Below are 23,075 nucleotides of genomic sequence, written 5' to 3' on the forward strand. Positions count from 1 at the left end.
TTTTACATCTACTCTGCATCATTCAGCATCGCTTTATAGAGACTAAAAAAGGGTAAGCTTCATCCTGCCTACCCTTACAACAATCTTTTTGTTAACTTATTTAGTATCCCAAAAGTTCTTCCAGGACACTTTCTACTTTTTCTGCATTTGGCAACAATTCTGCTTCCAGGATCGAATTAAGCGGAATAGCTGGTGTATCAACAGATCCTACTATTTTAACCGGGGCATCCAATGCTTCGAAACAATTTTCCTGAATTCTTCCGGCAAGCCCTAAGGTAAAGCTGGCTTCTTTGGATTCTTCGGTAACCAGCATACATTTCCCATGCTTTTTAGTAGCCGCATACATTGCATCCGTATCAATTGGATTTAATGTCCGTAAGTCAACGATTTCAACTTGTCCGGGATAGTTTTTTGCAGCTTTCAAAGCCCAGTAAACTCCCATTCCATACGTAATAATCACACAAGACTTACCCTGCTGTATGTTTTCCTCAGTTGCTTCCTGTACAATACGTGCTTTTCCGAAAGGAATCACATAATCTTCGTCCGGCTCTACTGTCACAGCTCCTTCCGTTCCCGGAATCTTACTCCAGTACAATCCCTTGTGTTCAAAAATAACCACAGGATTCGGATCATAAAACGCAGACTTCAACAATCCTTTCAAATCTGCTCCTGTCGATGGATAAGCTACTTTAACTCCTCTGATATTTGTCACTACAGACTCTACACTCGAAGAGTGGTAAGGCCCCCCTGATCCGTACGCTCCAATAGGAACGCGAATCACAGCGGAAGCAGGCCATTTACCATTTGACAGGTAATACGAACGACTCAGCTCAGTAAACAACTGATTTAATCCCGGCCAGATGTAATCGGCAAACTGGACTTCGACAATCGGCTTTAATCCTGTACAGGCCATTCCTACCGTTGAACCGATAATAAATGCTTCCTGAATCGGAGTATTGAATACCCGATCATCTCCAAACTGCTGTGCAAGAGTAGCTGCTTCACGAAAAACACCTCCTAAACGACCACCAACGTCTTGTCCATACAACAACGCTTCAGGGTGCTTTCCAAGGATTTCACGAACAGCAAAAAGTGCACTATCGACCATCACGGTTGGCTTTTTCCCTTCCGGTTGGCGTATTCCTCTTTCTTCGGTAATAGGTGTTGGTGCAAAAATATGATCCGTTACAGAAGATGGTTCCGGCTCTGGTGCATTGAATGCTTTTTCATATTCATCATCCACCAGCGAACGAACTTCTGCCTCAAGGTTAATAATATCAGCCTGATCAAAACCAGCCTGTACCATCAATTCTTTCATCTTTGGATACGGATCCCGCGTTGCATGTTCATCCAAATCATCCCGGTACCATTCTTTTCGTACTCCGGAAGTGTGGTGTCCCAACAAAGGAACCTTAGCATGAACAATAAACGGACGTCGTTCTTTACGCACAATCGAAATAACCTCTTCCATCGTCTGATACGATTCTTCAAAATCACTTCCATCGATCGTTCGGACTTCAATACCATTAAATCCTTTTGCATAATGCGAAATATCCTGCGCTCTGGTTTCTTTCGAATTGGCAGAAATATCCCACTCATTATCCTGAACAAGGTAAATTATCGGAAACTGCTTCAAGGCTGCCATTTGGAATGCCTCAGAGACTTCTCCTTCTGTACAGGAAGCATCTCCCAATGAACAAACGACTACCGGATTATCTCCTTTGTAGTCTTCTGATAATCCTTGCTTTTCTTTGTACTGAATTCCCATAGCCACTCCTGTTGTAGGAATAGCCTGCATCCCGGTCGCTGAAGACTGATGTGGGATTTTCGGCATTGTATCTCGATCCAGTGAAGGGTGAGAGTAATACGTTCTACCTCCACTAAATATGTCATCTTTTTTTGCAAAAACCTGCAACATTAATTCGTAGGGAGTTACTCCAATTCCTAAAAGAATACTGTCATCCCGGTAATACGGAGAAACCCAATCCTGAGGAAGTAGCTGCATCCCTGTTGCCAATTGAATGGCTTCATGTCCCCGCGATGTTGCATGTACATACTTGGCCGTCACTTTTGCATTTGCTTCATACTTTTCAGCTAATGTCTTGGCCGTAGCCATCAAAGTGAATGCTTTCTTAATAATACTCTTATCTGTTTTCGGTGTTTTTCCGGTCTTTTGTTGTTCCTTCAACGCCTCCGCCATAATCTCAATATTTTGCGGCTCGAAGATACGAAATAAAATTCCAGTTCAGAAGCATTTACAGGGATTTAACCGATTTTGTAATTGAGGTGAGAATCTCAATTACTCTACTATTTACCGATACCAACACGAACGCCACTTCGGATGCCAAACCGATGTGCCCAATTCGCGTATGGCAGTAAATTTCTGTCCGTCTCTCCCCTATCCGAATATGCCATTACGGGAATATCCAAATCCAGAAAAACGCCTAACCGGAGCATTGCTTTTTTTCGTTTTCCCAGTCCTATTTTGTATCTGAAAAGTGATTTGATCAACACAGAGACATAATTCTGATAACCCGATTCCTGATAATACTGCCCGTAACTAGAGTTATACACCATCCAATCGGAATACACATTGGTCAGCCAACTCGCCCCCCCTCCAACAAGAAAAGACATTTCTTTTGCCGCCCACATTCGTCTCACGGTATACACCTGAACATGAGGTAGAAATAAATTATTAAAAAGCTTTCTACTTTTGTGTTTATAACCAAAAGCAGCTGCGGCTCCTATCCCCCATTTACCTTCACCGGGATTCATTTCTACCCCTCCTCCTACCATAAAAAAACGAGAGGAGTACGATGAATTGGAACGAATCGCATCCATGTAGCCGGCACGAATATAAAATTCTCCCGCATATACCGTTTGCGGGAGAAACAAAGCCAGGCTGTCCTCTTCTGTTTGCGCATAAACAGCTGGTAAGATTACGATTCCTGAAAATACTGCTATAATAAAGTTCTTCAGCAATTATTTATTGTTTTCGAGAATATAGGTAAGTACCTTTTGCATAAGGTGTACCCTATCTTTCCCACGCACATTGTGCTCATGCATAGGATACACAAAAAAGTCAACTTGCTTTCCTTTATCGATAAATGATTTAATCAGCGAATGACTGTGTTGCATCACCACCACATCATCAATCGAACCGTGGATTAGCAATAACTTCCCTTCCAGATTTTCTGTTTTATTCAACAGACTCGCAGCTTCATATCCTTCTTCATTCTCCTCAGGGCGATCCATATAACGTTCGCCATACATTACTTCGTAATACTTCCAATCCGTTACCGGACCACCTGCCACACCTGTCGTAAACACACCCGGTTCCCGCAGCATGAGAGACGAAGTCATGAATCCTCCAAAACTCCATCCATGAACAGCCAGTCTGTCTCCATCTACGTATGGCAAACTTTTCAGATACGCAACACCTGTCAACTGATCTTCAATTTCGATTGTTCCTAACTGACGGTGGATTACATTTTCAAATGCAAATCCCCGGTGCGCTGACCCTCTGTTATCCAGCGTATAAACAAGATACCCCTGCTCTGCCATCCAGTACATCCAAAGACTTGCTCCACCGAACCAGGAATTAGTAATTAACTGCGCGTGAGGACCTCCGTAGACATAAACAAGTACCGGATATTTTTTATTCGGATCAAAATCCGATGGTTTTATCAATCTTGTATATAATACGGTTCCGTCTTTTGCTTTAAGCGTACTTATTTCAGCCTGCCCTAACACCAAATCTTTCATTTTATTTTCCGCCTCAACCAACGTTTTCATGGTTTTCCCTTTGCGGTTCAAAATACGAGCTACGTTAGGAATAGTAGTTGACGAATACTGATCAAAAATATGTGCTCCGTCAAAACTAACCGTTACGCTGTGTGTTCCTTCTCCGGGAGTTAATTCAGTTTGTTTTCCACTGCTTACCTGAACAGCAAAAGCCCGCTTTTCCAGCGGACTCTCTCCGGTCCCTTCAAAATACACTTCTGTTCCCTTTGCATTTGTTCCTAAAATCCCCAAAGCTTCCCATTTATTATGTGTCAGTTGTCTGACAAAGCCTTTTTCTACCGAACATAAGTACAAGTTCATAAAACCGTCCTTTTCACTCATCCAAACAAATTCATCAGATGACTGATGAAAGAAAAAAGCTGGATGTTCCGGCTCTACCCACTTATCATGTTTTTCTTCAAGTATCGTTTTAACAAACGCACCCGATTCAGCATTATACATTTGCAATTGCATGTGATTTTGACCTCTGTTAACTTCTGCAATAAACACATGTTTTTCATCAGGTGTCCAGGAAAGATTCGTAAGATAATCTTCTTTTGCTCCCTTGGGTTCAATGTAAATTGTCTTTCCTGTTGTCATATTATATACCCCAACACGACCATGTTCACTTTTCTGACCTGTCATTGGGTACTTAATAAAACTCGTTTCCCCCGGAGTTTTTGTAATATCCAACATCGGATATTCAGCCACATTGGTTTCATCCTTCTGATAAAAAGCCAGATAATTTCCCTTTGGGGACCAGAAAATTCCATCTGTAATTCCAAACTCACTTCGGGCTATCGCCTGCCCGGAAACGATATTTTTATCTTCATTGGAAGTAACGGAAATCTGCTTTCCGGAAGGTGTAGCAACATACAGGTTATTGTCAATCGTATATGCAACTGCTCCCGTCACAATCTCTAACTCACCATTTTCTGCAAGCGCATCAAATTCCAACGTTTTTTTCCCTTCTCCTGTTTTATAATTGTACAAAAAGTACTTATTGTTGTCAGCGATATAAAACGATGAAGCATCTTTCCATTGCAACCCCGAAAACCACATAATATCTTCTCCGGTTACTTTGCTCACTTCTTTTATTGAAATGCGTTCTGTTTTTCCTTTCCCCGAAACAATTACCATATTCACATAACCATCCAGATACGCATAATCTGAAGACTCCGGCAACCAATTAAACCCAAAAACATGTTCCGGATAATACTCCCGGTACTGATTCATCACCGCATCTTCAAGTGTCAGCTCCTTTTGAGCAAATAAAACAGGAAGAGTCACCAACGTAAGAATGAGAAAAAATATCGCTTTCATTTTATTTTTATTTTTCAGGGTAAAGATGCTAAAAAAAATGCTACTTCACCAAATAACACTGTGGATTAGGAAGAAACCAACTGGTCTTCCTTTTTGACACTTTCATCGAATTAACAAACAGTTAACCTCCATTTTGTTTTAATTTTCAACAACTAAGCGTAATTTTGTCCTGTGAAACACACCTTAAAAAAGTGATTTAATGCGAGTATTGTTATTCGGAGTAGTAATTCTTGCACTTATGGGGAGCCTTACAACTGTCAGTGCTCAGGTGACTCTTGCTTTTCAGGGTGGAGAAAATGGTGATGACTGGACTTATACTTCTACCGGTGCTGATGCCACTGCTACTTTTGAAGCCGGTCAATTTGCTAATCTTGTTTCAGGGCAAAGATCCATCGTTGTCGGAGGAAATACCGGAGGCGGAAGTTGTATTGATGGAGGAAGTGGAAACGGTACAAGAATGAACAACACATTCACTTTTGACCAGATAGATATATCCTCCTCCAATCAAAGCCAACGAACTCTCTCATTTTTTTGGGGCAATCGCCACCCTATATGCAACGGAACCGGATGGGATTCCGGAGATGATCTTACTTTCACCCCTGTTTTGGACGGAGTTGCTCAACCTACAATAACAATTGTTCAGGGAGCAGGAGATGCAGCGTTTGACATAAAGGAAAATCAGTACATCTACGATATTCCTGCCTGTGTAAATACATTTTCCTTTGCGATCTCAATCTCCACAAACAGAGACGACGAGCATTTATTTTTGGATGATATTACTCTTTCGGCTCAGGCAATCAACAATATACCTTCTGTAACAGCTTTAGCTTCGGGACCTTTGATTGTTTGTAACAGTGAAACATCGACCTATTCGGTTGCACCTCAAAATGGTGTGGGTTTTACTTGGTCATTTCCTAATGGAACGAATGTCATCGGTAATAATGGTTCCGAAAGTGCCAGTACAATTTCTGTTGACTGGAATACACTTCCGACAGGAACCTATCCGATTTCTGTTACCCCCAATTACTCCGGATGCGGAACTTCCATGAACGGATCTCCCTACACATTTGATGTGGAAGTTAGTAGTTCATCTTTGACACAAGTCAATGCTCAAATTTGCGAAAACGAAAGTTATACCATCGGAGGGCAAACTTACACAACTACAGGAAATTATTCTATTTTACTAACAAGTAGCGCTGGTTGTGATTCAACTATCGAACTATCACTTACTGTAACACCGGAAACTACAGTCACTTTACAGGAAAGTATTTGCGAAGGGAGTTCCTATACGTTTAATGGACAAAATATCGATCAACAAGGTACCTATACAGAAGTTTTTCAATCTCAAAGCGGTTGTGACTCTACTGTCACATTGAATTTGACTGTACTCCCCTCCTATTCAATACAAGAGCAATACTCAGTATGCTCCGGAGATGATATGACCTATAACGGGACATCCTACACCTCTCCCGGAACATACACAATTGCTTTTACCACCCAGGATGGGTGTGATTCAACAATTACCCTGAATCTTATCGCTCCGGACGAAGAAACGGTAGAGTTAGATGTTTCCATTTGTGACAATCAATCGTATGATTTTAATGGGGCTTCATTGACAACCGCTGGTACTTACCCGGCAACGTTTACCAGTTCATCAGGTTGTGATTCTGTCGTACAATTGAATCTGGCTATCCATCCAACATATGCTTTATTGCGCCCGGTTTCCTTATGCGGAAATGAATCGTTTGAATTTAACGGAACTGATTATAGTATACCAGGAGATTACCCTGTCCCATTTATCTCCTCTGCCGGATGTGATTCGGTGATAACTCTCCGCATTTCGATTGACGATCAGATTGTACATTATAGAGAAGCGACAATTTGTGAAGGAGAAACTTACGAACTGGAAAACTTTACATTTACTGAGACGGGTGAGTTTGAAATTTTTCACCCCAATCAAAATGGATGTGATTCAATTACGCGTCTGAACCTTATCGTTTCACCTTCTCCGAAAGCCTCGTTTTCATACGAGGTTATCCAAACAGGAGATGAATTCACAACCGTATCTTTCACCGATAATACGGATTACATTTCAGGATTTGGCAGTAATGAGTGGAATTTTGATGAAGGAACTATCCTCAATAATGTCAGTGACACGGAACATGATTTCCCTAACGAAACCAATCGTGTTTATGCTGTTCAGCTAATTGCAGAAAACAATCTGGGATGTATTGACTCTACCACTGCTTTGGTCGAAATTACACCTCCTTTAAATGTTTATGTCCCCAATACCTTCACCCCTAACAGTGGAAAATACAATAATACGTTTTACTTCGAGGTAAATGGGGATATTGACGTATACACTTTCTCCATGTTAGTCTTTAATCGATGGGGAGAGATTGTATTTGAATCACAAAACAAAAATCGTCATTGGGACGGTACTTATAACAACATGCCTGTACCTTCCGGAACCTATACCTGGGTTATCCAATTCACCCGAAAAAGTAACAAAGAAGAATTGCAATACAAGGGGCACGTTAACGTTTTACGTTGATAAAATACGATTGCTACTCATATATCAATCTATTTTCCGAACTTTGAAAAAAATCATAGGATGAGTTTAGTAAAATTTGAAAGCATTGAAAAGGCTCTTGACAAAGTTGATGGTCTTGATGATGCCAGTGTAGAGAAATTATCAGAGACCTACACCCTGGCACAAACAGAGTTGGTTAATTACATTATGCAAGCCACTCTTGAGTATGAAAATGAAGATCTTGGTCCTTATATCATATACTACTTCTGTATTGCAATGGAGGCTTTTCAGCAAGCGGGAATAGAGCTTGACAGAATAACCGACGACATGATTGACAGTTTCCATGATGAGTTTATGGATGTTCTGGAAGAATACACAAGAGAAGAAGACCCTCAAATTCTTGACACATACATCAACCAACCCAATTTACTTGCTTTCCTTGCAGAAGAACTGGACGGTGAAGACGAAGATGGTGAAGAACTGGATATTGAAACTTCTTCTCAGTTGTTCATTGTATTGTCAGCCATGACAGGACTTCTGAACAGAGCTATAAAGAAATAAAACCGCTCGGTATGAGTCCGGAAGAGATTACAAACAAAATGATGCATAATGATGCTTTCAGTCAATGGCTGGGCATTCAGGTTATCAGTACCCAACCCGGTTATTGTAAGCTCTCTATGAAAACCCGTGCTGAAATGTTAAACGGGTTTGGCATTCTGCATGGAGGTATCTCGTATTCACTGGCAGACTCAGCATTGGCTTTTGCTTCAAATTCTCATGGGCAACACGCTGTAAGTATAGAAACATCAATCTCTCATCTCAAACCGGTGAGGACTGGTGAAACACTTACTGCCATCGCAACCGAACGTTCGCTTTCCCACAAAATCGCAATTTACGATATTGAAGTCTTTAATGAAAACTCAGATAAAATTGCTCTTTTTAAAGGGACTGTGTATCGTAAATCCGCTGAGTGGAAGAACGGAAGTAAAAGTAATTGACAATAGAACAAAGTAATTATATTTGTTTAGTTTATTGATTCAACCGACATTTCATGAGTGAACAGAATGACAAGAAAACACCAACGGTAGACTTTGTAGTCCGGCATATCTGGCATAAGATTGCACGGATGTATAATCAGAAAGCCGCCGAGCACGATGTAACCATCTCAATTGCATTCATATTGCTTATTATTGATAAAGAAGGAACTCCCAGTACCCAACTTGGTCCACGGCTAGGTATGGAACCTACGAGTCTTTCCAGAACCTTAAAAGCAATGGAAGAAAAAGGATTGATTTTCAGAAGTCCAGACAAAGAAGACAAACGAAAAGTCAGAATTTTCCTCACAAAATACGGAATTGAACAAAGAAAGCTGGCAAAATCAGTAGTTCTTGAATTCAACGAAAAGTTATACGCAAAAATACCCAAAGGGAAACTAACCGTCTTTTTCGACGTCATGGAGCGTATTGACAAAATTGTAACACAGGAAATGGAAAGCTAATTCCACTGTAAAATATAAATCGAAGCCCGGATTCTAACAAATCCGGGCTTTTTATTTACTTACTACCGTATAGTATACGGTCTATAGTTCCAGCAGTAATCGAATGGTAATTACCCCTTGCCTTTTTATACACTTGTTTTGCCCATTCTTTGTCTTCATCTTTCTCTGTCAAAGCCTCATATATCGGCTCAAGAAACTTTCTTCTCCCTACCTGTACCAAAAAAGCTTCCATCTCCGGGCGCACATCTCTATAACCTGTTCGAATACTCTTAATGTACCATTCAGACATAATTTCCGAATTTCCCCAATTCTTAAAACCAAACACCTGATCTAACTCTTTCATCCTATCCGTTTCTGTTGAATCAGGGAGTTTCCGGATAAAGTTCATCCATTCCTGTGTCACCCAGCTTTTTCGGGTTATCCCCAATTGTTCTGCCGGTTTCCCTCCGGTAAATAACGCTGCAATACTATCTACTTTTTCAAACCTACTTGATGTGATTTTCCGACAATTATCCGGAATACCGGGACCATAAACCCACTCATCGGTATTAAAAGAAATGTTTTCCGGTTGCAACAAGTTCTTTTTCAAATACACCAAAAACTCTTCAGTAGTCAGGGTCTCAAACGCATGAGAAGCAAAATAATCTCTGATAAAACGATCAAACCTTTCTCTTCCGACCTTATCCTCCAGCGTCATTAAAAACAAAGCACCTTTGTTGTAGGCAATTGTTGTCATCCCTTCATCCGGGTCGCGGTCTGACAATGCTAATTTCAAATGCGTGTCTTCAGGATGTTCTCCATCACCTATATCATCCACTTCATGCATCAACTCCTGATACTCAATCAATGTAAGCATTTCCGCTATTTCACGTCCGGCTACAGCTTCCATAATACGTGACTCAAAATAGACTGTAAACCCTTCATTCAGCCAAAAATCTTCCCAGGTGGCATTGGTTACAAGATTTCCGGACCATGAATGAGCTAATTCATGTGCTATCAGGGATACCAAACTTCTATCTCCGGCCAATATGGTCGGTGTTGCAAACGTCAACCGCGGGTTTTCCATACCTCCGAAAGGAAACGCCGGAGGTAACACAATCACGTCATATCGCTCCCATTTATACTTCCCATATAAATCCTCTGCCGTATTTATCATCTCAGGCATATCCGCAAATTCATATACAGCAGCATCTACTACAGAAGGTTCGGCATATACCCCTGATCTTTCATCCAGTGCTTTGAATCTGATATCTCCCACTGCCAGAGCAATTAAATACGACGGAATAGACTGATCCATTCTGAAGTGATAGATTCCATCTTTTGTTTTTTCCTGAGGATTTGTGGCACTCATGACGGCCATTAACTCTGACGGAACCTTCACACGGGCACTATAGGTAATCCGATTAGCCGGAGTATCCTGAATAGGAATCCATGTTCGTGTAAGGATTGCCTGTCCCTGCGTATACAAAAAAGGGTATTTCTTTCCGGCAGTCAGATTCGGCCCTAACCAGTCTACCGCCTGTGTATTTTCTGTAGTTGAATAATGAATATGAACAACTGTCTCTCCCGAAAGAGCAACATACAAGGGTTGCCCCAATAGCGAGTCTGCCCTACCTAATCTAAAGAAAGTAGGTTGTTCCTGTTCTCCTATTGTTACTTTATCAATTATAAGGTTTTTAACATCAAAAACAATCGTATCGACACCTTTCTTATTATCAACCAGATGCGTAACGACACCAGAAATTGTTCTGGTATCAAAATTCACTTCTATATCAAGGTCGAGGTGTTTTGTATATACGTCTTCTATATTTGCATAACTGTGCTTATCATCTACCCGGACCGTACTCTGTTCCTCTTTTCCACCGGATATAACCGGCTCTTCTTTAGTTCCATCCGAACAAAACGAAAAAAGGAATCCACTAACCAGAACAGGGAAAAATACTCTGTAATTCATAAGGTATTACTTGTTTTGCGTGCAAATTTACAACTATTCCATTTGGTTTTCAACTCTATAAGATCAAGTCCTCCAAAAAAACGGCAAACAAACGAAAAACCGGGACAGGAGGTCATTTATCGAAATATTAATCAAAAGATAACCTCTTTTGAAAAGTTTTAACTATTTTCACCGACCAAACTTCACACTAAGAGCATAGTCATGACTAATTCAGATAGTATCACTGCTGAGAAGACATTTTTGGGACATCCCGTTGGTTTGTTTGTACTGTTTTTCACGGAGATGTGGGAACGGTTTTCCTACTACGGAATGCGGGGACTACTCATATTATACATAGCAGAATCAGCATCTGCTGATGACCCGGGACTTGGATGGACAAATAAAGATGCTATCTGGCTATACGGTTGGTACACAATGTTAGTTTATTTGATGGCTATACCTGGTGGTATTGTAGCAGATAAATGGCTTGGACAAAAGAAAACTGTTTTAATAGGTGGTATCCTACTATGTATTGGGCATGGTGTTCTAGCCATCCCTACGAGTTGGGCCTTTTTCTTAGGTCTTTCCTTAATTATTCTAGGTGTAGGCGGTCTAAAGCCTAATATCTCAACTATGGTTGGTGGGTTATATAAGCCTGGGGATATAAGACGAGACAAAGGTTTTACGATTTTTTACATTGGAATCAATCTTGGAGCATTTTTAGCCGGTATAACGGTTGGAATTGTTGCTAAAATGTGGGGATGGCACATTGGATTTGGACTAGCGGGTATAGGAATGCTATTGGGTCAGATTGTATACATGGCCGGACAGAAGCACCTTAAACATGTTGGAAATTTCATTGGTAAATCGACCGACCAATCGGTTCTTGAAGCAGCCAAAAAACCACTAACTAAAGTTGAAAAGGATAGAATTATAGTGTTACTACTTTCATTCCTCATCATCATTGTATTTTGGGCAGCTTTTGAACAAGCAGGAGGTTTAATGAACCTTTACACTGACGAAAAGGTAAACCGAAATATAGGAGACTGGTGGGAGATTCCTGCTGCAGTGTTCCAATCCCTTAATGCGGGGTATATTATAATATTTGGTGCTATCGTAGCTGCTTTTTGGGCACATAGAAAGCTGAAAGGAAAAGAATCTTCCTCTCTCTTCAAAATGGCTGTCGGGACTATCATTATGGGGTTAGGTTTTATTTTCATGATGTTTGCTTCCAAAGAGGCTTCTTCTGAAAATTTTGGTAAAGCATCAATGGTTTGGATATTTTTAGCATATCTGTTCCATACCATAGGAGAATTATCAACATCACCTGTTTCTCTTTCTTTTATTACAAAACTAGCACCACTAAAATACGCATCGATTATGATGGGTATTTATTTTGCGGCAACAGGTCTTGGTAACAAACTTGCCGGGACAATTGGTTCTACTTCACAGTTAGAAGTATATGAAGGAAAATTAACTTCTTCAAAAGATACAATTAATGCAATCACCGGAAAGCAGGAGGTTGAAACCAGTAAAAATAAGACCGAATTGGTTTACCCGATTAACTGGGATAAAAACATTGAAATCCAAAGTGAAGTTTATCTTTCAGGAAATACAATTGTATTCAAAAAATATCAGGGAGATAACGTAATTTCTGATTTATTCGAACTTGACTCAAAGAACGAAAAACGCTTAAAAGAAGAACTCTCAGAATACCAGGCTTCGGAAGAAAAACCTCTACATGCTAAACTTTTATTAGAGAAGGATGAAGAAGCTGTAAAAGTTAAGGAAAACAGAGGTGATGGTAAAGACTATTCTGTATCGTTCGTTATATCTGAAACACAAAATGCTCAGGAACTAAAAATATTTACCTGGATTACAATATTTACTGTAGCATTTGGTATTCTATTGATTATTTTCCTAAAAAAACTAAAAAAGCTGACACACGGAGCAGAAGAGAATGAGCGAGATATTCATGAAAATGAAGGCTTCGAATTAGCGGAAAATTAATTTTAATTACTCAATTACAGATTTTTTATGTCGACTCAAAAACCAGCATTTTTTCAATCTCAGGTTTTAGGACACCCTTCTGGTTTGTTCGTACTGTTTTTTACAGAAATGTGGGAACGCTTCTCATTCTACGGAATGCGGGTTCTTCTAATAAATTTCCTCACAATGGCTGTGATTGGAGTAAATCCCGGATGGGAATGGTCTGCTGAAAATGCAGGTACTCTTTTTGCAACTTATGCAGGATTATTATATCTGACTCCTATTTTGGGAGGAATGATTGCCGATAAATTTTTGGGCTATCGGAATGCTGTGGCTGTGGGTGCACTGGTAATGACACTAGGACATGCTCTTATGGCAATAGAAACTGAAGCGTCTTTATATGGAGGACTTGCCCTTCTTGTAATTGGAACAGGTTTCTTCAAACCAACTATGACATCCATTATATCTGAAATGTATAAAGATCTTCCCGAAAAGAAAGATGGTGCATATACCATTTTCTATATGGGAGTAAATGCAGGAGCATTTTTTGGAATGATGTTATGCGGTTATTTGGCTGAAAAAATTGGTTGGTCTTGGGGATTCGGTTTAGCCGGAATATTCATGATGCTTGGTCTATTACAATTTTGGTTTTCTAAACCTCTTTTCGGAGAAATAGGTGCTGCACCTAAAAAAGAAGAAAAAGGTAAAGAACAGGCTTCTCAACTTGACACCTTAGAGGACATTTCATCTGATAATGAAAAACAACCAAAGGAGAAGTTAAACCCATTTACAACCTTCGACAAAATCTTTACTGTACTATCCGTTATTTTTGGATTAGTATTTTTATTACATGGTCCATTTGCCATTAATGGCGTACCACTAATCCCGGATTTCTTTGGTATATACTCAAATGGAGAAGAAATTCTGTCTCCAAAAATTACATTTATACTGATCGGACTGGTTGTATTCTTCTTCCCTTTGATTATTTCAAGGATTTCAAGATATGAACGTGTGATTAGACATCGTATGATTACCGTTGTCATTTTTGCTTTCTTTACTATTTTCTTTTGGATGTCATTTGAGCAGGGAGCCAGTTCTCTGGTAATATTTGCCCGTGACTTTACAGATCGAATTTTAGAAGGAAGTGCTGCTACAACGTTTTTAGTCATTGACTTACTTTTAACTTTTACTCCTCTTATCATAATCACATGGGTTCTGGTAAAACTTTGGGGAGCGTCAGCAAAAATTATCCGACTATCTAATATTATACTCGTTGTCTGTTTTATGGGGATTTGGGGACTTGCTATCTGGAAAACCAATCGTGATCTAAATACGAAATCATACGAGTTAACAGTGGCGATGCATGTTACTCCTGATTTAGATAAAGATGGAAAGCAAAAAGTCGATAAAAAAACAGGCGAGTTATTATTTGCGAAAACTCCTGTAACCCTCGAAATGGAAAAAACGCTTACCGATTCAGATAGTGTTGAGGTAGTTACTAAAACAATTGGAGAGTACAAAGAGTTAATACCTGGCAATGAAATTCTGGCAACTTTTGAGCTTGGAGCCTTCCGATATGTTGATGAAGTTAAGGAAGGAATGATCTTAAAACAAATTGAACAGCATCCGGGAAAATCTAGTCCTATTATTAAAGCTACTTTGGGAGAGGTTGCCGGAAATGAAGTAGAGATTACTACTTCCTGGTTTTCTATCCTAAACTCTTTCTTTATTATAGCCTTCGCTTCACTATTTTCTAAATGGTGGGAAAGTAAGTATAACCCAAGTGCAGCGGTTAAATATGGATTGGGACTTATCGTAATGGCATTAGGATTCGGAATTCTTGCTATTGGAGCTAATGGACTGGAGGAAGGAATGAGAGTTAGTCTTGTCTGGCTTGTTTTTGCCTATCTCTTCCATACACTTGGTGAGCTTTGTTTATCTCCTGTAGGTCTCTCTTATGTAAGTAAACTTGTACCTGCCCGCATGATTGGATTCATGTTCGGGATGTGGTATCTGGCAATAGCAATAGGGAATTATGCTGCCGGATATTTGGGAGGTAAAATAGAAACGATTCAGGAACAATATTCTATGTCTACATTCTTCCTGATCTTTACCATCATACCAATATTCATGGGAATAGTAATCATCTTGCTAAATCCTATGTTTAAACGATTAATGCACGGAGTACGCTAAAAAGATATATACGAACCAATCTAGTGAAAAAGCGGTAGTAATACTACCGCTTTTTTTATCCCCAAAATCCGGCTCTCAAGTATTCAACCACCTATTTATTCGTTTAATCCACAATAAATATAAATTAATCGTTGATTTATATTTTTAATTACTGTACTTTAGCAATAGATGTCACCCAAATCTCTATATCAGACAGAGTTAGAGACAATAGCTAAAAGTCGTATTCTTTTCAGTGAGGATACGGATGGTGTACTGCGGGATATCGGACAACGACTTGCCAACTGCTTAGGAATACAGCGGGTTAATATTTGGTTATTTAATGAAACACGTAAGCAGCTGATTTGTATCGCGAATTACGACAATACTTCGGGTAAATTCTCAAAAGGAGAAAGCATCTTTGAATCGGATATCCCCTACTACTATTCGCATCTACTCACAGACGAGATTCTGGTGATTGACAATATTCATACAAATCCGGTTACAAACGAATTAAAAGACAATTACTGTAAGGAACATAATATTTTCTCAATGATGGATGTTCCGATCTTTATTGAAGGAGAACTAGCCGGTGTTATGTGTTATGAGCAGGTCGGTAAGCTAAAAAAGTGGACCGAGGAAGAACAATTTTTTGTCATGGCTATTAATCAACTTGTTTCACTGGTACTGGAAACCAGAAAAAGAAAAGAAGCACAGGTAAGCCTGCAAAAAGCTTTACAGGATAAAGAACGGCTACTGGCAGAGATGCATCACCGTATCAAGAATAATTTGTCTATGCTCGTAAGTTTACTTCGTTTACAAGTGCGGGAAAGTAAAAACAAAGCTTTTATTCAGCTGGCCAATGATTTTGAAAACAGGATTTTTGCTATAGCCAAGATTCATGAACAATTATATTCGACCCGGAACTACATTGATATCTCACTCAAATTGTATCTGGAACAGTTGATTCACGAATACAATACCTCTTATCCGGAGATTACATTTAATGTACATTTAGCCGACTGTCATATTAGTACACACCAGATTGTTCCATTGGGACTTATGTGTAATGAAGTTATTACCAATTCCATAAAACATGCCTTCCCCAAGTATACCTTTTCAGGGAAGCCGGAAATAAACATTTCCCTACAATGTTCAGGAGAACATATTGTTTTCAGTATATCTGACAACGGAAATGGGTTTGATTTTACCAAGAAAAAACAAAAAGAAACTCTCGGGTTAAGTCTTGTTGACGACCTTGTTCAACAGATTAACGGAACTCTTCAGGTAGAAACAGCTACTAATAATGGAACTGCTTACACTATTACTTTCGACAATCCTGATATCTTTATTGAACGGCAAGAAAAATGAGCAGATACTGAATTTATTTTATGATTCGAACCTGTTTTTAAGCTTTTCAGACATATAATTAAACAGGTTTGTCAGAGGTTTTTCAACCATCATCTTCAAAAAGGTGTTTACCTTTCCATCAAAATGCAGATAGCCGGATGACTGCCCTTCTCCTTCTTCGTTTATAATGATCGTTAAAGAAAAGGGAAATGGTGTTTTCTCCCCGGAAACCATCTTTATTGTTGCCGGTTCATTCAATTCATTCTGAACCAATGATATCGTAGCAGCCTGTTGCACTTTAAAAGAACACGATTTTTCATCTGCTTCCCAATTGGTTACTTTATCCTGAGGAAGGAGATGATAGATGTTTTGTGCATCCTTCAAAAAGTCAAATACTTCCCTTTGTGAAGCGTTAATCGTAACCTGCGTGCTTTTAATCTCCATATTACTGGTTTTTTGGCGTCCATTCAGAAGGATTCTCCTTCCACTCACGTAAACTTTCCAAATCTGATTCCGTTACATAATTGGAATGAAGTGCCTGTTCAATCAGAAAATCATAATTCGAGAGTGTAATATAAGGACAATCTGCCTTTTCAAAGTTTTCTTCTGCCACGGCAAACCCATACGTAAAGATAGCGACCAGTCCCTTGACATTACATCCTGCTTCTTTCAATGCCTCAACAGCTTTCAATGAGCTTCCTCCCGTTGAAATCAGATCTTCAATAACAACGACGTTCTGTCCCTCTTCAAAAACTCCTTCAATCTGATTTCCCAGACCGTGACCTTTAGCAGATGAACGTACATAAATAAATGGGATACCCAATTCCTGAGCAACTAAAGCTCCCTGAGCAATTCCCCCGGTAGCTACACCGGCTATGACATCCGGTTTACCAAATTCCTCCAGGATCGCCTGACTATAGCTCTGGCGAAGGAATGTGCGGATATTTGGATACGACAGCGTCTTGCGGTTATCACAATAAATTGGTGATTTCCATCCTGAAGCCCAGGTAAAAGGTTGAGCTACATTCAATTTTATTGCCTTAATTTGCAAAAGAAATTCGGCAACTTTAAGCGCGTTATCGTTGTTCAAAATCATGGCGACAAATGTACAAAGTTTTTATCGATAATAATATACTTTTTATAGGTTCTTCACAGGAATTCTCCTCGCTTGAAGATCATATACATAAACAGGCTTTTCCTTTAAAAAGGTCTGAGCTAAAGCTTTTTCACAAGCTTATTGCAACAGAAAAGTTTATTTTCATAGAAGCAGATAATGAAGCAGAAGAAGTTCTGAAGGAACTTTTTTCCGACTATGAAAAAATTTCAGCAGCCGGAGGAATAGTACAACGAAACGATGAATTTTTGTTTATTCAACGTCATGGTTTATGGGATATTCCCAAAGGTAAGATTGAAACCGGAGAATCCATTGAAGAAGGAGCTATACGTGAGATCGAAGAAGAATGTGGCATTACAGGGCCTGTTATCAATCGAAAGTTATGTGATACCTACCACACTTATTTCTTCAAGGGGAAAAACGTCCTTAAACGAACCTACTGGTATTTATTTGACTATACAGGAGATGAATTATTAATTCCGCAGGAAGAAGAAGGAATAACAGAAGTCCGCTGGTTCAAAGAAAGGGAATTTGACCGTATTCTGAAAAACACCTACGCATCCATTCAAGATGTTATTCTTTCAATGCGCTCTTGATTTTTTACTTTTTTTTATCCATTTATCCAAAATAAGAATAGTAACTGATAGCATGATTGAAGCACCTGCTATACTCCCATAACTTATACTAGATCTTCTTAAAAACAGTACTCCATCATCACACATTGTACACGACATATATTCTAAGTATCCGTATAAAACAGTATGTATGACCATTGTAAAAGTAAAGAGTAATATAACTATTCCCAACTTTTTAATACTGCCTCTTTTCGAGATAGGAAAAATAACGTAGTAAAAGAGCATGCTGCTTATTCCAAAACTCAAATAATAAAACTCTGTATTCAAGAAATGAAAATACTTTCCAGTAAGTTGGATCTTTCCCCCACCAAAAAACACGAGTATTTCATTGATCATATCAATAATCATACTATCACATAAGAATGCAATACTAACACCGAGAATAAAAAATAAGAAAAGGAAGAATGTTATGTTTAATTTTCTTTTTATACTCATCCTCTCTTCTAAAAACCTATTATTCAATCAATTGTAGCTGTTCGTCATATAATCCCACCAACACACTATTTCCTTTCTGGTCAATTCGCAAACCTCCATACTTTGCACGATCATACTTATCTCCCATCCCCTCCTGAAAGAAAAAAGACTCTGCTCCGATAGTTACTCTCCAGTCTTGCCTAGTATACTCAATTGGTAATTCATCCTCAGCAAGCCCCTCCGGTTTCTTCTGATAGCGGACAAAAGAAGCAACACCGTCCTCATCCAAACGAACGATACAAACACCTCGCCTGGGAATATCAGTATCAAAACTGTTATTGGTAATATCATATCGCAGGGTCATATAATCGCCCTGCATTAAGGATCGGGGATCAACAGGTGCAAGTTTCAGAAGCACCAGTTTCCCTTCATTGAGTATACTTTCTTTTCTGACAATTGAAAAAATGAAAAACAGCAAAAAGAGCAGTAAATTTCCTAACAAAGCATAACGAGTCCACTTTTTCATTTCCAATCTATTTTTTTATTCAAAAAGTAAAAGAGCACCAAAAACAATACTCCCGAAGTAAACAGTAAGACTGACTTTGTCAATAGCGTAAATTCCAGATCATAGTAGTACTGAGAAATAAAATAAATCAGTCCTATGATCCCTACAGCAGTTCCTGTCTTGTGGTTAACGTGAAAGGCCAGTAAGATCAATAAAAAGGAAGAAGATATTGCGGGAGCATAAATCGTCGGAAGTAAGACGCATGTAACAACAGCATAAATACTCCACTTTCGTATCAGCGAACGGACACCTAATGCTTGAAGTAAATTATACAGTACGTATAAAATAGCTCCAAAAATGAATACGGATGTTAACCAGTAAGTAGTATTAGAAAAAGGTAAAATACCTCTTTTACCGATAAAAATAAGTGTTGTCATAAAAGCAAAAACCGTTCCTGTTCGTACCGGATAATAAATTCGGCTTACAAAATTTCGTGCTGTGAGTATTCCGGCCTCATTGTAATACCAAAAAGCCAGCAACCATGCCTGTAAAGGAATAAGTACCAGAATATAATGTTCTCTATATTCATTCATTAACAACATCAGCAGGGACCCGTTAGCCATCAAAACAGCTACGAAACTCAGCAAATATCCGGGAGTTAACAATAACGACAACAGAGCTAAAAGAAATACCGTAAGGCTTACAAAATCTTCGCTCCTATCCAATTCTATAAGACTCCAACCGATAAAACCAAACCCGAGTAAATAGAAACTCACACTTATTGTCCACACAATGACTTTATTGTACTGTCTGTTAACCAAAGTAGATACTCCCACCATAACCAGCCCGAGAACCAACATCGCGGTTCTATGTTCATAAATTCCGACCAGAAAAAGAAAAACCAGAAAAAAAAGAGTCGCTAATATTCCACCTAAGATGATCAACACCTTTATTGCCAGATTATCTGATTCCCCATCATCCAGTGCCGCAAGAACAGCCTGCTCATTCAACTCTTCGGCAGGATCTTCTTCGATACGGATTTTCTCAATAAACGCTTTAACTATTACTGCTTCTTTACTCATTATTCCACTTCTTTTGTAAGTTAACTAACAAGCTCACTACCAATGTTACACTCACTATTATGAAAAGAGCTACTATGAAAAATATAATCTCGCTTTCCCCTTCTTTTAGTATCCAGGTCGAAACAATAGTAATACCACTAAAGGCAACAAGTGACAGGTAGAACAGGCTTCTGTCTCTAAGCCCCTTTTTTACTGCTAAAAAATATGTAATTACAGAAAAAAGAAATAGTAACCAGTACCCAGTACTCACCTCATCAAACATCCCCACTGTAAGTCCCACTGTAGCATATGCTACGGTAGTCAGGGCAAGCGTATTTAGAAACCAGCCTGGCAATTTCAACCTCTCTATTTTATGTCCGGATATTTCAAAAGCCAGTAAAAAGAAACTATTCACAAGGTAAAGTACTGTATAAAAAAGAATTTCTGACCAGTCTCCGGCAACCTGCTCTTCAAACAAAAACAACGTTGTATTGACTAAAAGGATAAAGATCAGCCATAAGACAGAAAAATGAGATACAATCGTCCAGATCAAAATAAACAATGTCCATCCCAGAAAGAAATCGTAGGCATTTGCCCCTGTCTGATAAATCTGACCAAAAACAGCGAATAAGACACCAACCAGTACGGATGCTATTGTAATAAGTATATGCCTGGAAAACAACGACACTTTAGTAAATAAAGCAACGGAAACCGTAGCAATCAATACAACGCTTACCAAACCAAGTTTGAAGAATTTATGCATATCCTGCCAATTGTATGCAAAAAAGAAAATAATACCTGCCAGAGTAAATCCTACTCCCACAGCCAGAATAAAATAAAGTATAAACTTTTTTAGTACCGAAGCATCATTATAGATGTATTCCTGTAACACTCCTTTTACTCTGTTCTTTGACCAGTTACTGTTTTGCACAATAAGATCAATATGTTTATTCCTTAATGTATCTTTCATTACTTTTTATCTGTGACTGATGTACAGGGCATTTTCCCTCTGAAAACCAACTTTCAGTCCAATTTGTTTGTTGCTAGTTTTTTAAATATACTAAAACAACTATAAGTGCCGACCAAAATCCTTTTCTACCAGGTAAAAATACTTTAACCATCTAATTAATTAGTTACATAACTAAAAAAATAGTTGTGTATTTAATTTTTTAGTTATAAGTTTACAGAAATGAAAATCAATACTATGCAAAAAGTCGAACTTACAAAAGCTGAAGAACAAATTATGCAGGTACTGTGGAAACTGAAAAAAGGTTTTGTTAAGGACATCATTCCTCATCTGCCGGACCCCAAACCAGCTTACAGTACAGTATCTACTATTATTCGCATACTAGTCGACAAAGGAATTGTTGCGTATACGGCCTACGGTAAAACACATGAATACTATCCGCTCGTATCAAAAGAGGTATACTCCAGACAGCGTATAAAAGATCTTATGTTAGCTTTTTTTGACGGATCTCCCAGACAGTTACTCTCTTTTCTCGCTAAAAAAGAAGATGTTTCACTTCAGGATTTTGAAGAAATTGTTAAAACCATAAAAAAAGGAACTGATGATAAATAATGGAATAGCCTATATATTATGCTTCAGTTTTCTGGTGCTCCTCTATAATTTGTTACTAGCTAAAAGAGGACTCGCTAAATGGGATCGTTTTCTGCTATTGTCCATTCCCGTTTTGGCTTATCTTCCTATCGGAATTGAGGCATTTTCAATTTCTTCTGATTTGTCCTACCAACTTACACTTCCCTTATTTGAGGTTTCCCCGACGACACCTTCTCAATCCACATCCGATACCTCATTTATTCTCCCGACTATTTACTTAACGGGTGTTCTACTCTCTGTTTCGGTTCTGTCCTATCGCCTTCTGCGAATAGGCAAACTGATCCGATCCTCTCAGTTCATTACTCAAAAAAAGGGGGTTAAAATTTATCACTCCACGGTAAACGCATCTTTCGGGCGCATTGTTTTGATTGATCCATCTGCTACAAAAGAAGAGCAGGCGTTGATTCTTACCCATGAAACATTACACATCCATAAGAAACACACTGTTGATCGCATTATTTCTTCTCTGGTCCAGTGCTTTCTCTGGTTCAATCCTTTTGTTTACCTGTGGAAAAAAAACATTGAAGTGAATCATGAATACGAAGTAGACGAAATCATGATCCGCTCCGAAAATATCGAAAAATATTCATCCTTTCTGTTGCAACAAATGATGAAAACCAACCACCTTATTCAATTATCACCTTTTAGTAAAATGTCTAATTTTAAAACACGAATTATGAGAATGCATCGTAAAAATTCTTCAACAAAAAAGACAGGAACCATCTTGCTTTACAGTATGATTCCTGCAAGTCTCTTTTTTCTTTCTTTCGGAAGTTATTCTTTTACATTTCAGGAAAATTCTCCTCAAACAGTAGAAGCAGCCCCCCCTGATACGATTCAGACACCTGACGAAAATCCTGAATTTATAGGTGGACAAGAAGCACTTAATCAGTATTTCATCAACAATATCAGCTATCCTGAAGAATTGATAAAAAATGACATCGCGGGAAAAGTATATGTTGGTTTTGTCATCAACAAAGATGGTAGTATCAGTGATGTTCATATAAAACGAGGTGATCAGGAACAATTTAACAAAGAGGCTATCCGTGTAATTTCTAAAATGCCAGCCTGGAATCCGGGTAAAAAAGATGGAAAACCGGTAAAAACACAATTAGTTTTACCGATACATTTTACACCTTCCTGATACTCT

General features: G+C 38.8%; 19 protein-coding genes. 10 read left to right on the forward strand and 9 right to left on the reverse strand.

The genetic code is table 11. The features are described from left to right. Positions 1 to 100 precede the first annotated feature (100 nt). From AC4PL9_RS08960 to AC4PL9_RS08970, 3 genes are all read right to left on the reverse strand, one after another. Positions 101 to 2,200 (reverse strand): alpha-ketoacid dehydrogenase subunit alpha/beta, encoded by a 2,100-nt coding sequence (locus tag AC4PL9_RS08960; RefSeq protein WP_491604412.1) that lies wholly within the window; start codon positions 2,198 to 2,200, stop codon positions 101 to 103. A gap of 107 nt (positions 2,201 to 2,307) precedes the next feature. Continuing rightward, a complete protein-coding gene (locus AC4PL9_RS08965; protein WP_491604413.1) occupies positions 2,308 to 2,982 on the reverse strand; it encodes a hypothetical protein in 675 nt (224 codons plus the stop codon). Further along, a complete protein-coding gene (locus AC4PL9_RS08970; RefSeq protein ID WP_491604414.1) occupies positions 2,983 to 5,106 on the reverse strand; it encodes a S9 family peptidase in 2,124 nt (707 codons plus the stop codon). A 199-nt stretch (positions 5,107 to 5,305) separates the two neighbouring features. Between AC4PL9_RS08970 and AC4PL9_RS08975 the strand changes: the two genes are divergently transcribed. The 4 genes from AC4PL9_RS08975 to AC4PL9_RS08990 are packed head-to-tail and all read left to right on the forward strand — an operon-like array spanning position 5,306 to position 9,137. Beyond that, positions 5,306 to 7,660: a T9SS type B sorting domain-containing protein gene (locus AC4PL9_RS08975; RefSeq protein ID WP_491604415.1), complete on the forward strand. Its 2,355-nt coding sequence runs from the start codon at positions 5,306 to 5,308 to the stop codon at positions 7,658 to 7,660. A 60-nt stretch (positions 7,661 to 7,720) separates the two neighbouring features. Further along, positions 7,721 to 8,200, forward strand: coding sequence for a hypothetical protein (locus tag AC4PL9_RS08980; RefSeq protein WP_491604416.1), 480 nt, complete (start codon positions 7,721 to 7,723; stop codon positions 8,198 to 8,200). An 11-nt stretch (positions 8,201 to 8,211) separates the two neighbouring features. After that, a complete protein-coding gene (gene paaI / locus AC4PL9_RS08985) occupies positions 8,212 to 8,637 on the forward strand; it encodes a hydroxyphenylacetyl-CoA thioesterase PaaI (RefSeq protein WP_491604417.1) in 426 nt (141 codons plus the stop codon). Between the two features lie 53 nt (positions 8,638 to 8,690). Then, entirely contained in the window at positions 8,691 to 9,137 is a 447-nt protein-coding gene (locus AC4PL9_RS08990) for a MarR family winged helix-turn-helix transcriptional regulator (protein ID WP_491604418.1), read from the forward strand. Between the two features lie 55 nt (positions 9,138 to 9,192). Here AC4PL9_RS08990 and AC4PL9_RS08995 read toward each other — a convergent pair whose 3' ends face one another. Continuing rightward, entirely contained in the window at positions 9,193 to 11,091 is a 1,899-nt protein-coding gene (locus tag AC4PL9_RS08995) for a M1 family metallopeptidase (protein ID WP_491604419.1), read from the reverse strand. Positions 11,092 to 11,292: 201 nt separating this feature from the next. On the opposite strand from AC4PL9_RS08995, the gene AC4PL9_RS09000 reads away from it, so the two are divergent. From AC4PL9_RS09000 to AC4PL9_RS09010, 3 genes are all read left to right on the forward strand, one after another. After that, positions 11,293 to 13,080: a peptide MFS transporter gene (locus AC4PL9_RS09000; RefSeq protein WP_491604420.1), complete on the forward strand. Its 1,788-nt coding sequence runs from the start codon at positions 11,293 to 11,295 to the stop codon at positions 13,078 to 13,080. 27 nt (positions 13,081 to 13,107) lie between these two features. Continuing rightward, entirely contained in the window at positions 13,108 to 15,252 is a 2,145-nt protein-coding gene (locus tag AC4PL9_RS09005) for a peptide MFS transporter (RefSeq protein WP_491604421.1), read from the forward strand. A gap of 168 nt (positions 15,253 to 15,420) precedes the next feature. Beyond that, positions 15,421 to 16,599, forward strand: coding sequence for a histidine kinase dimerization/phosphoacceptor domain -containing protein (locus AC4PL9_RS09010; RefSeq protein WP_491604422.1), 1,179 nt, complete (start codon positions 15,421 to 15,423; stop codon positions 16,597 to 16,599). A gap of 18 nt (positions 16,600 to 16,617) precedes the next feature. Here the strand turns inward: AC4PL9_RS09010 and AC4PL9_RS09015 are convergent, their stop codons facing one another. Both AC4PL9_RS09015 and pyrE read right to left on the reverse strand, forming a co-directional pair. Beyond that, positions 16,618 to 17,022, reverse strand: coding sequence for an SRPBCC domain-containing protein (locus AC4PL9_RS09015; RefSeq protein WP_491604423.1), 405 nt, complete (start codon positions 17,020 to 17,022; stop codon positions 16,618 to 16,620). Position 17,023: 1 nt separating this feature from the next. Next, a complete protein-coding gene (gene pyrE / locus AC4PL9_RS09020; protein ID WP_491604424.1) occupies positions 17,024 to 17,674 on the reverse strand; it encodes an orotate phosphoribosyltransferase in 651 nt (216 codons plus the stop codon). 8 nt (positions 17,675 to 17,682) lie between these two features. On the opposite strand from pyrE, the gene AC4PL9_RS09025 reads away from it, so the two are divergent. Continuing rightward, on the forward strand, positions 17,683 to 18,288 hold the full coding sequence (locus tag AC4PL9_RS09025; RefSeq protein WP_491604425.1) for an NUDIX hydrolase: 606 nt from the start codon (positions 17,683 to 17,685) through the stop codon (positions 18,286 to 18,288). Positions 18,289 to 18,781: 493 nt separating this feature from the next. On the opposite strand, the gene AC4PL9_RS09030 is transcribed toward AC4PL9_RS09025, so the two are convergent. From AC4PL9_RS09030 to AC4PL9_RS09040, 3 genes are read right to left on the reverse strand one after another with little or no spacing between them, the layout of a single operon-like run. Then, complete coding sequence (locus AC4PL9_RS09030; RefSeq protein WP_491604426.1) at positions 18,782 to 19,267, reverse strand: GDYXXLXY domain-containing protein; 486 nt, start codon at positions 19,265 to 19,267, stop codon at positions 18,782 to 18,784. Further along, on the reverse strand, positions 19,264 to 20,328 hold the full coding sequence (locus AC4PL9_RS09035; RefSeq protein WP_491604427.1) for a DUF4401 domain-containing protein: 1,065 nt from the start codon (positions 20,326 to 20,328) through the stop codon (positions 19,264 to 19,266). The genes AC4PL9_RS09030 and AC4PL9_RS09035 overlap by 4 nt, the downstream gene beginning before the upstream one ends. After that, complete coding sequence (locus AC4PL9_RS09040; protein WP_491604428.1) at positions 20,321 to 21,277, reverse strand: DUF2157 domain-containing protein; 957 nt, start codon at positions 21,275 to 21,277, stop codon at positions 20,321 to 20,323. Before AC4PL9_RS09040 ends, AC4PL9_RS09035 begins: the two co-directional genes overlap by 8 nt. A 234-nt stretch (positions 21,278 to 21,511) precedes the next feature. Between AC4PL9_RS09040 and AC4PL9_RS09045 the strand changes: the two genes are divergently transcribed. Beyond that, positions 21,512 to 21,886 (forward strand): BlaI/MecI/CopY family transcriptional regulator, encoded by a 375-nt coding sequence (locus tag AC4PL9_RS09045; protein ID WP_491604429.1) that lies wholly within the window; start codon positions 21,512 to 21,514, stop codon positions 21,884 to 21,886. Continuing rightward, positions 21,876 to 23,069: a M56 family metallopeptidase gene (locus AC4PL9_RS09050; protein ID WP_491604430.1), complete on the forward strand. Its 1,194-nt coding sequence runs from the start codon at positions 21,876 to 21,878 to the stop codon at positions 23,067 to 23,069. Before AC4PL9_RS09045 ends, AC4PL9_RS09050 begins: the two co-directional genes overlap by 11 nt. Positions 23,070 to 23,075 lie beyond the last annotated feature (6 nt).

It is taken from the genome of Wandonia sp. (assembly GCF_984588085.1).

Coding starts and splice junctions, on each gene's coding strand:
- AC4PL9_RS08960 (WP_491604412.1), bottom strand. CDS start 2,200: ATGGCGGAGGCGTTGAAGGAACAACAAAAGACCGGAAAAACACCGAAA.
- AC4PL9_RS08970 (WP_491604414.1), bottom strand. CDS start 5,106: ATGAAAGCGATATTTTTTCTCATTCTTACGTTGGTGACTCTTCCTGTT.
- AC4PL9_RS08975 (WP_491604415.1), top strand. CDS start 5,306: ATGCGAGTATTGTTATTCGGAGTAGTAATTCTTGCACTTATGGGGAGC.
- AC4PL9_RS08980 (WP_491604416.1), top strand. CDS start 7,721: ATGAGTTTAGTAAAATTTGAAAGCATTGAAAAGGCTCTTGACAAAGTT.
- paaI (WP_491604417.1), top strand. CDS start 8,212: ATGAGTCCGGAAGAGATTACAAACAAAATGATGCATAATGATGCTTTC.
- AC4PL9_RS08990 (WP_491604418.1), top strand. CDS start 8,691: ATGAGTGAACAGAATGACAAGAAAACACCAACGGTAGACTTTGTAGTC.
- AC4PL9_RS08995 (WP_491604419.1), bottom strand. CDS start 11,091: ATGAATTACAGAGTATTTTTCCCTGTTCTGGTTAGTGGATTCCTTTTT.
- AC4PL9_RS09000 (WP_491604420.1), top strand. CDS start 11,293: ATGACTAATTCAGATAGTATCACTGCTGAGAAGACATTTTTGGGACAT.
- AC4PL9_RS09005 (WP_491604421.1), top strand. CDS start 13,108: ATGTCGACTCAAAAACCAGCATTTTTTCAATCTCAGGTTTTAGGACAC.
- AC4PL9_RS09010 (WP_491604422.1), top strand. CDS start 15,421: ATGTCACCCAAATCTCTATATCAGACAGAGTTAGAGACAATAGCTAAA.
- AC4PL9_RS09015 (WP_491604423.1), bottom strand. CDS start 17,022: ATGGAGATTAAAAGCACGCAGGTTACGATTAACGCTTCACAAAGGGAA.
- pyrE (WP_491604424.1), bottom strand. CDS start 17,674: ATGATTTTGAACAACGATAACGCGCTTAAAGTTGCCGAATTTCTTTTG.
- AC4PL9_RS09025 (WP_491604425.1), top strand. CDS start 17,683: ATGTACAAAGTTTTTATCGATAATAATATACTTTTTATAGGTTCTTCA.
- AC4PL9_RS09030 (WP_491604426.1), bottom strand. CDS start 19,267: ATGAAAAAGTGGACTCGTTATGCTTTGTTAGGAAATTTACTGCTCTTT.
- AC4PL9_RS09035 (WP_491604427.1), bottom strand. CDS start 20,328: ATGAGTAAAGAAGCAGTAATAGTTAAAGCGTTTATTGAGAAAATCCGT.
- AC4PL9_RS09040 (WP_491604428.1), bottom strand. CDS start 21,277: ATGAAAGATACATTAAGGAATAAACATATTGATCTTATTGTGCAAAAC.
- AC4PL9_RS09045 (WP_491604429.1), top strand. CDS start 21,512: ATGCAAAAAGTCGAACTTACAAAAGCTGAAGAACAAATTATGCAGGTA.
- AC4PL9_RS09050 (WP_491604430.1), top strand. CDS start 21,876: ATGATAAATAATGGAATAGCCTATATATTATGCTTCAGTTTTCTGGTG.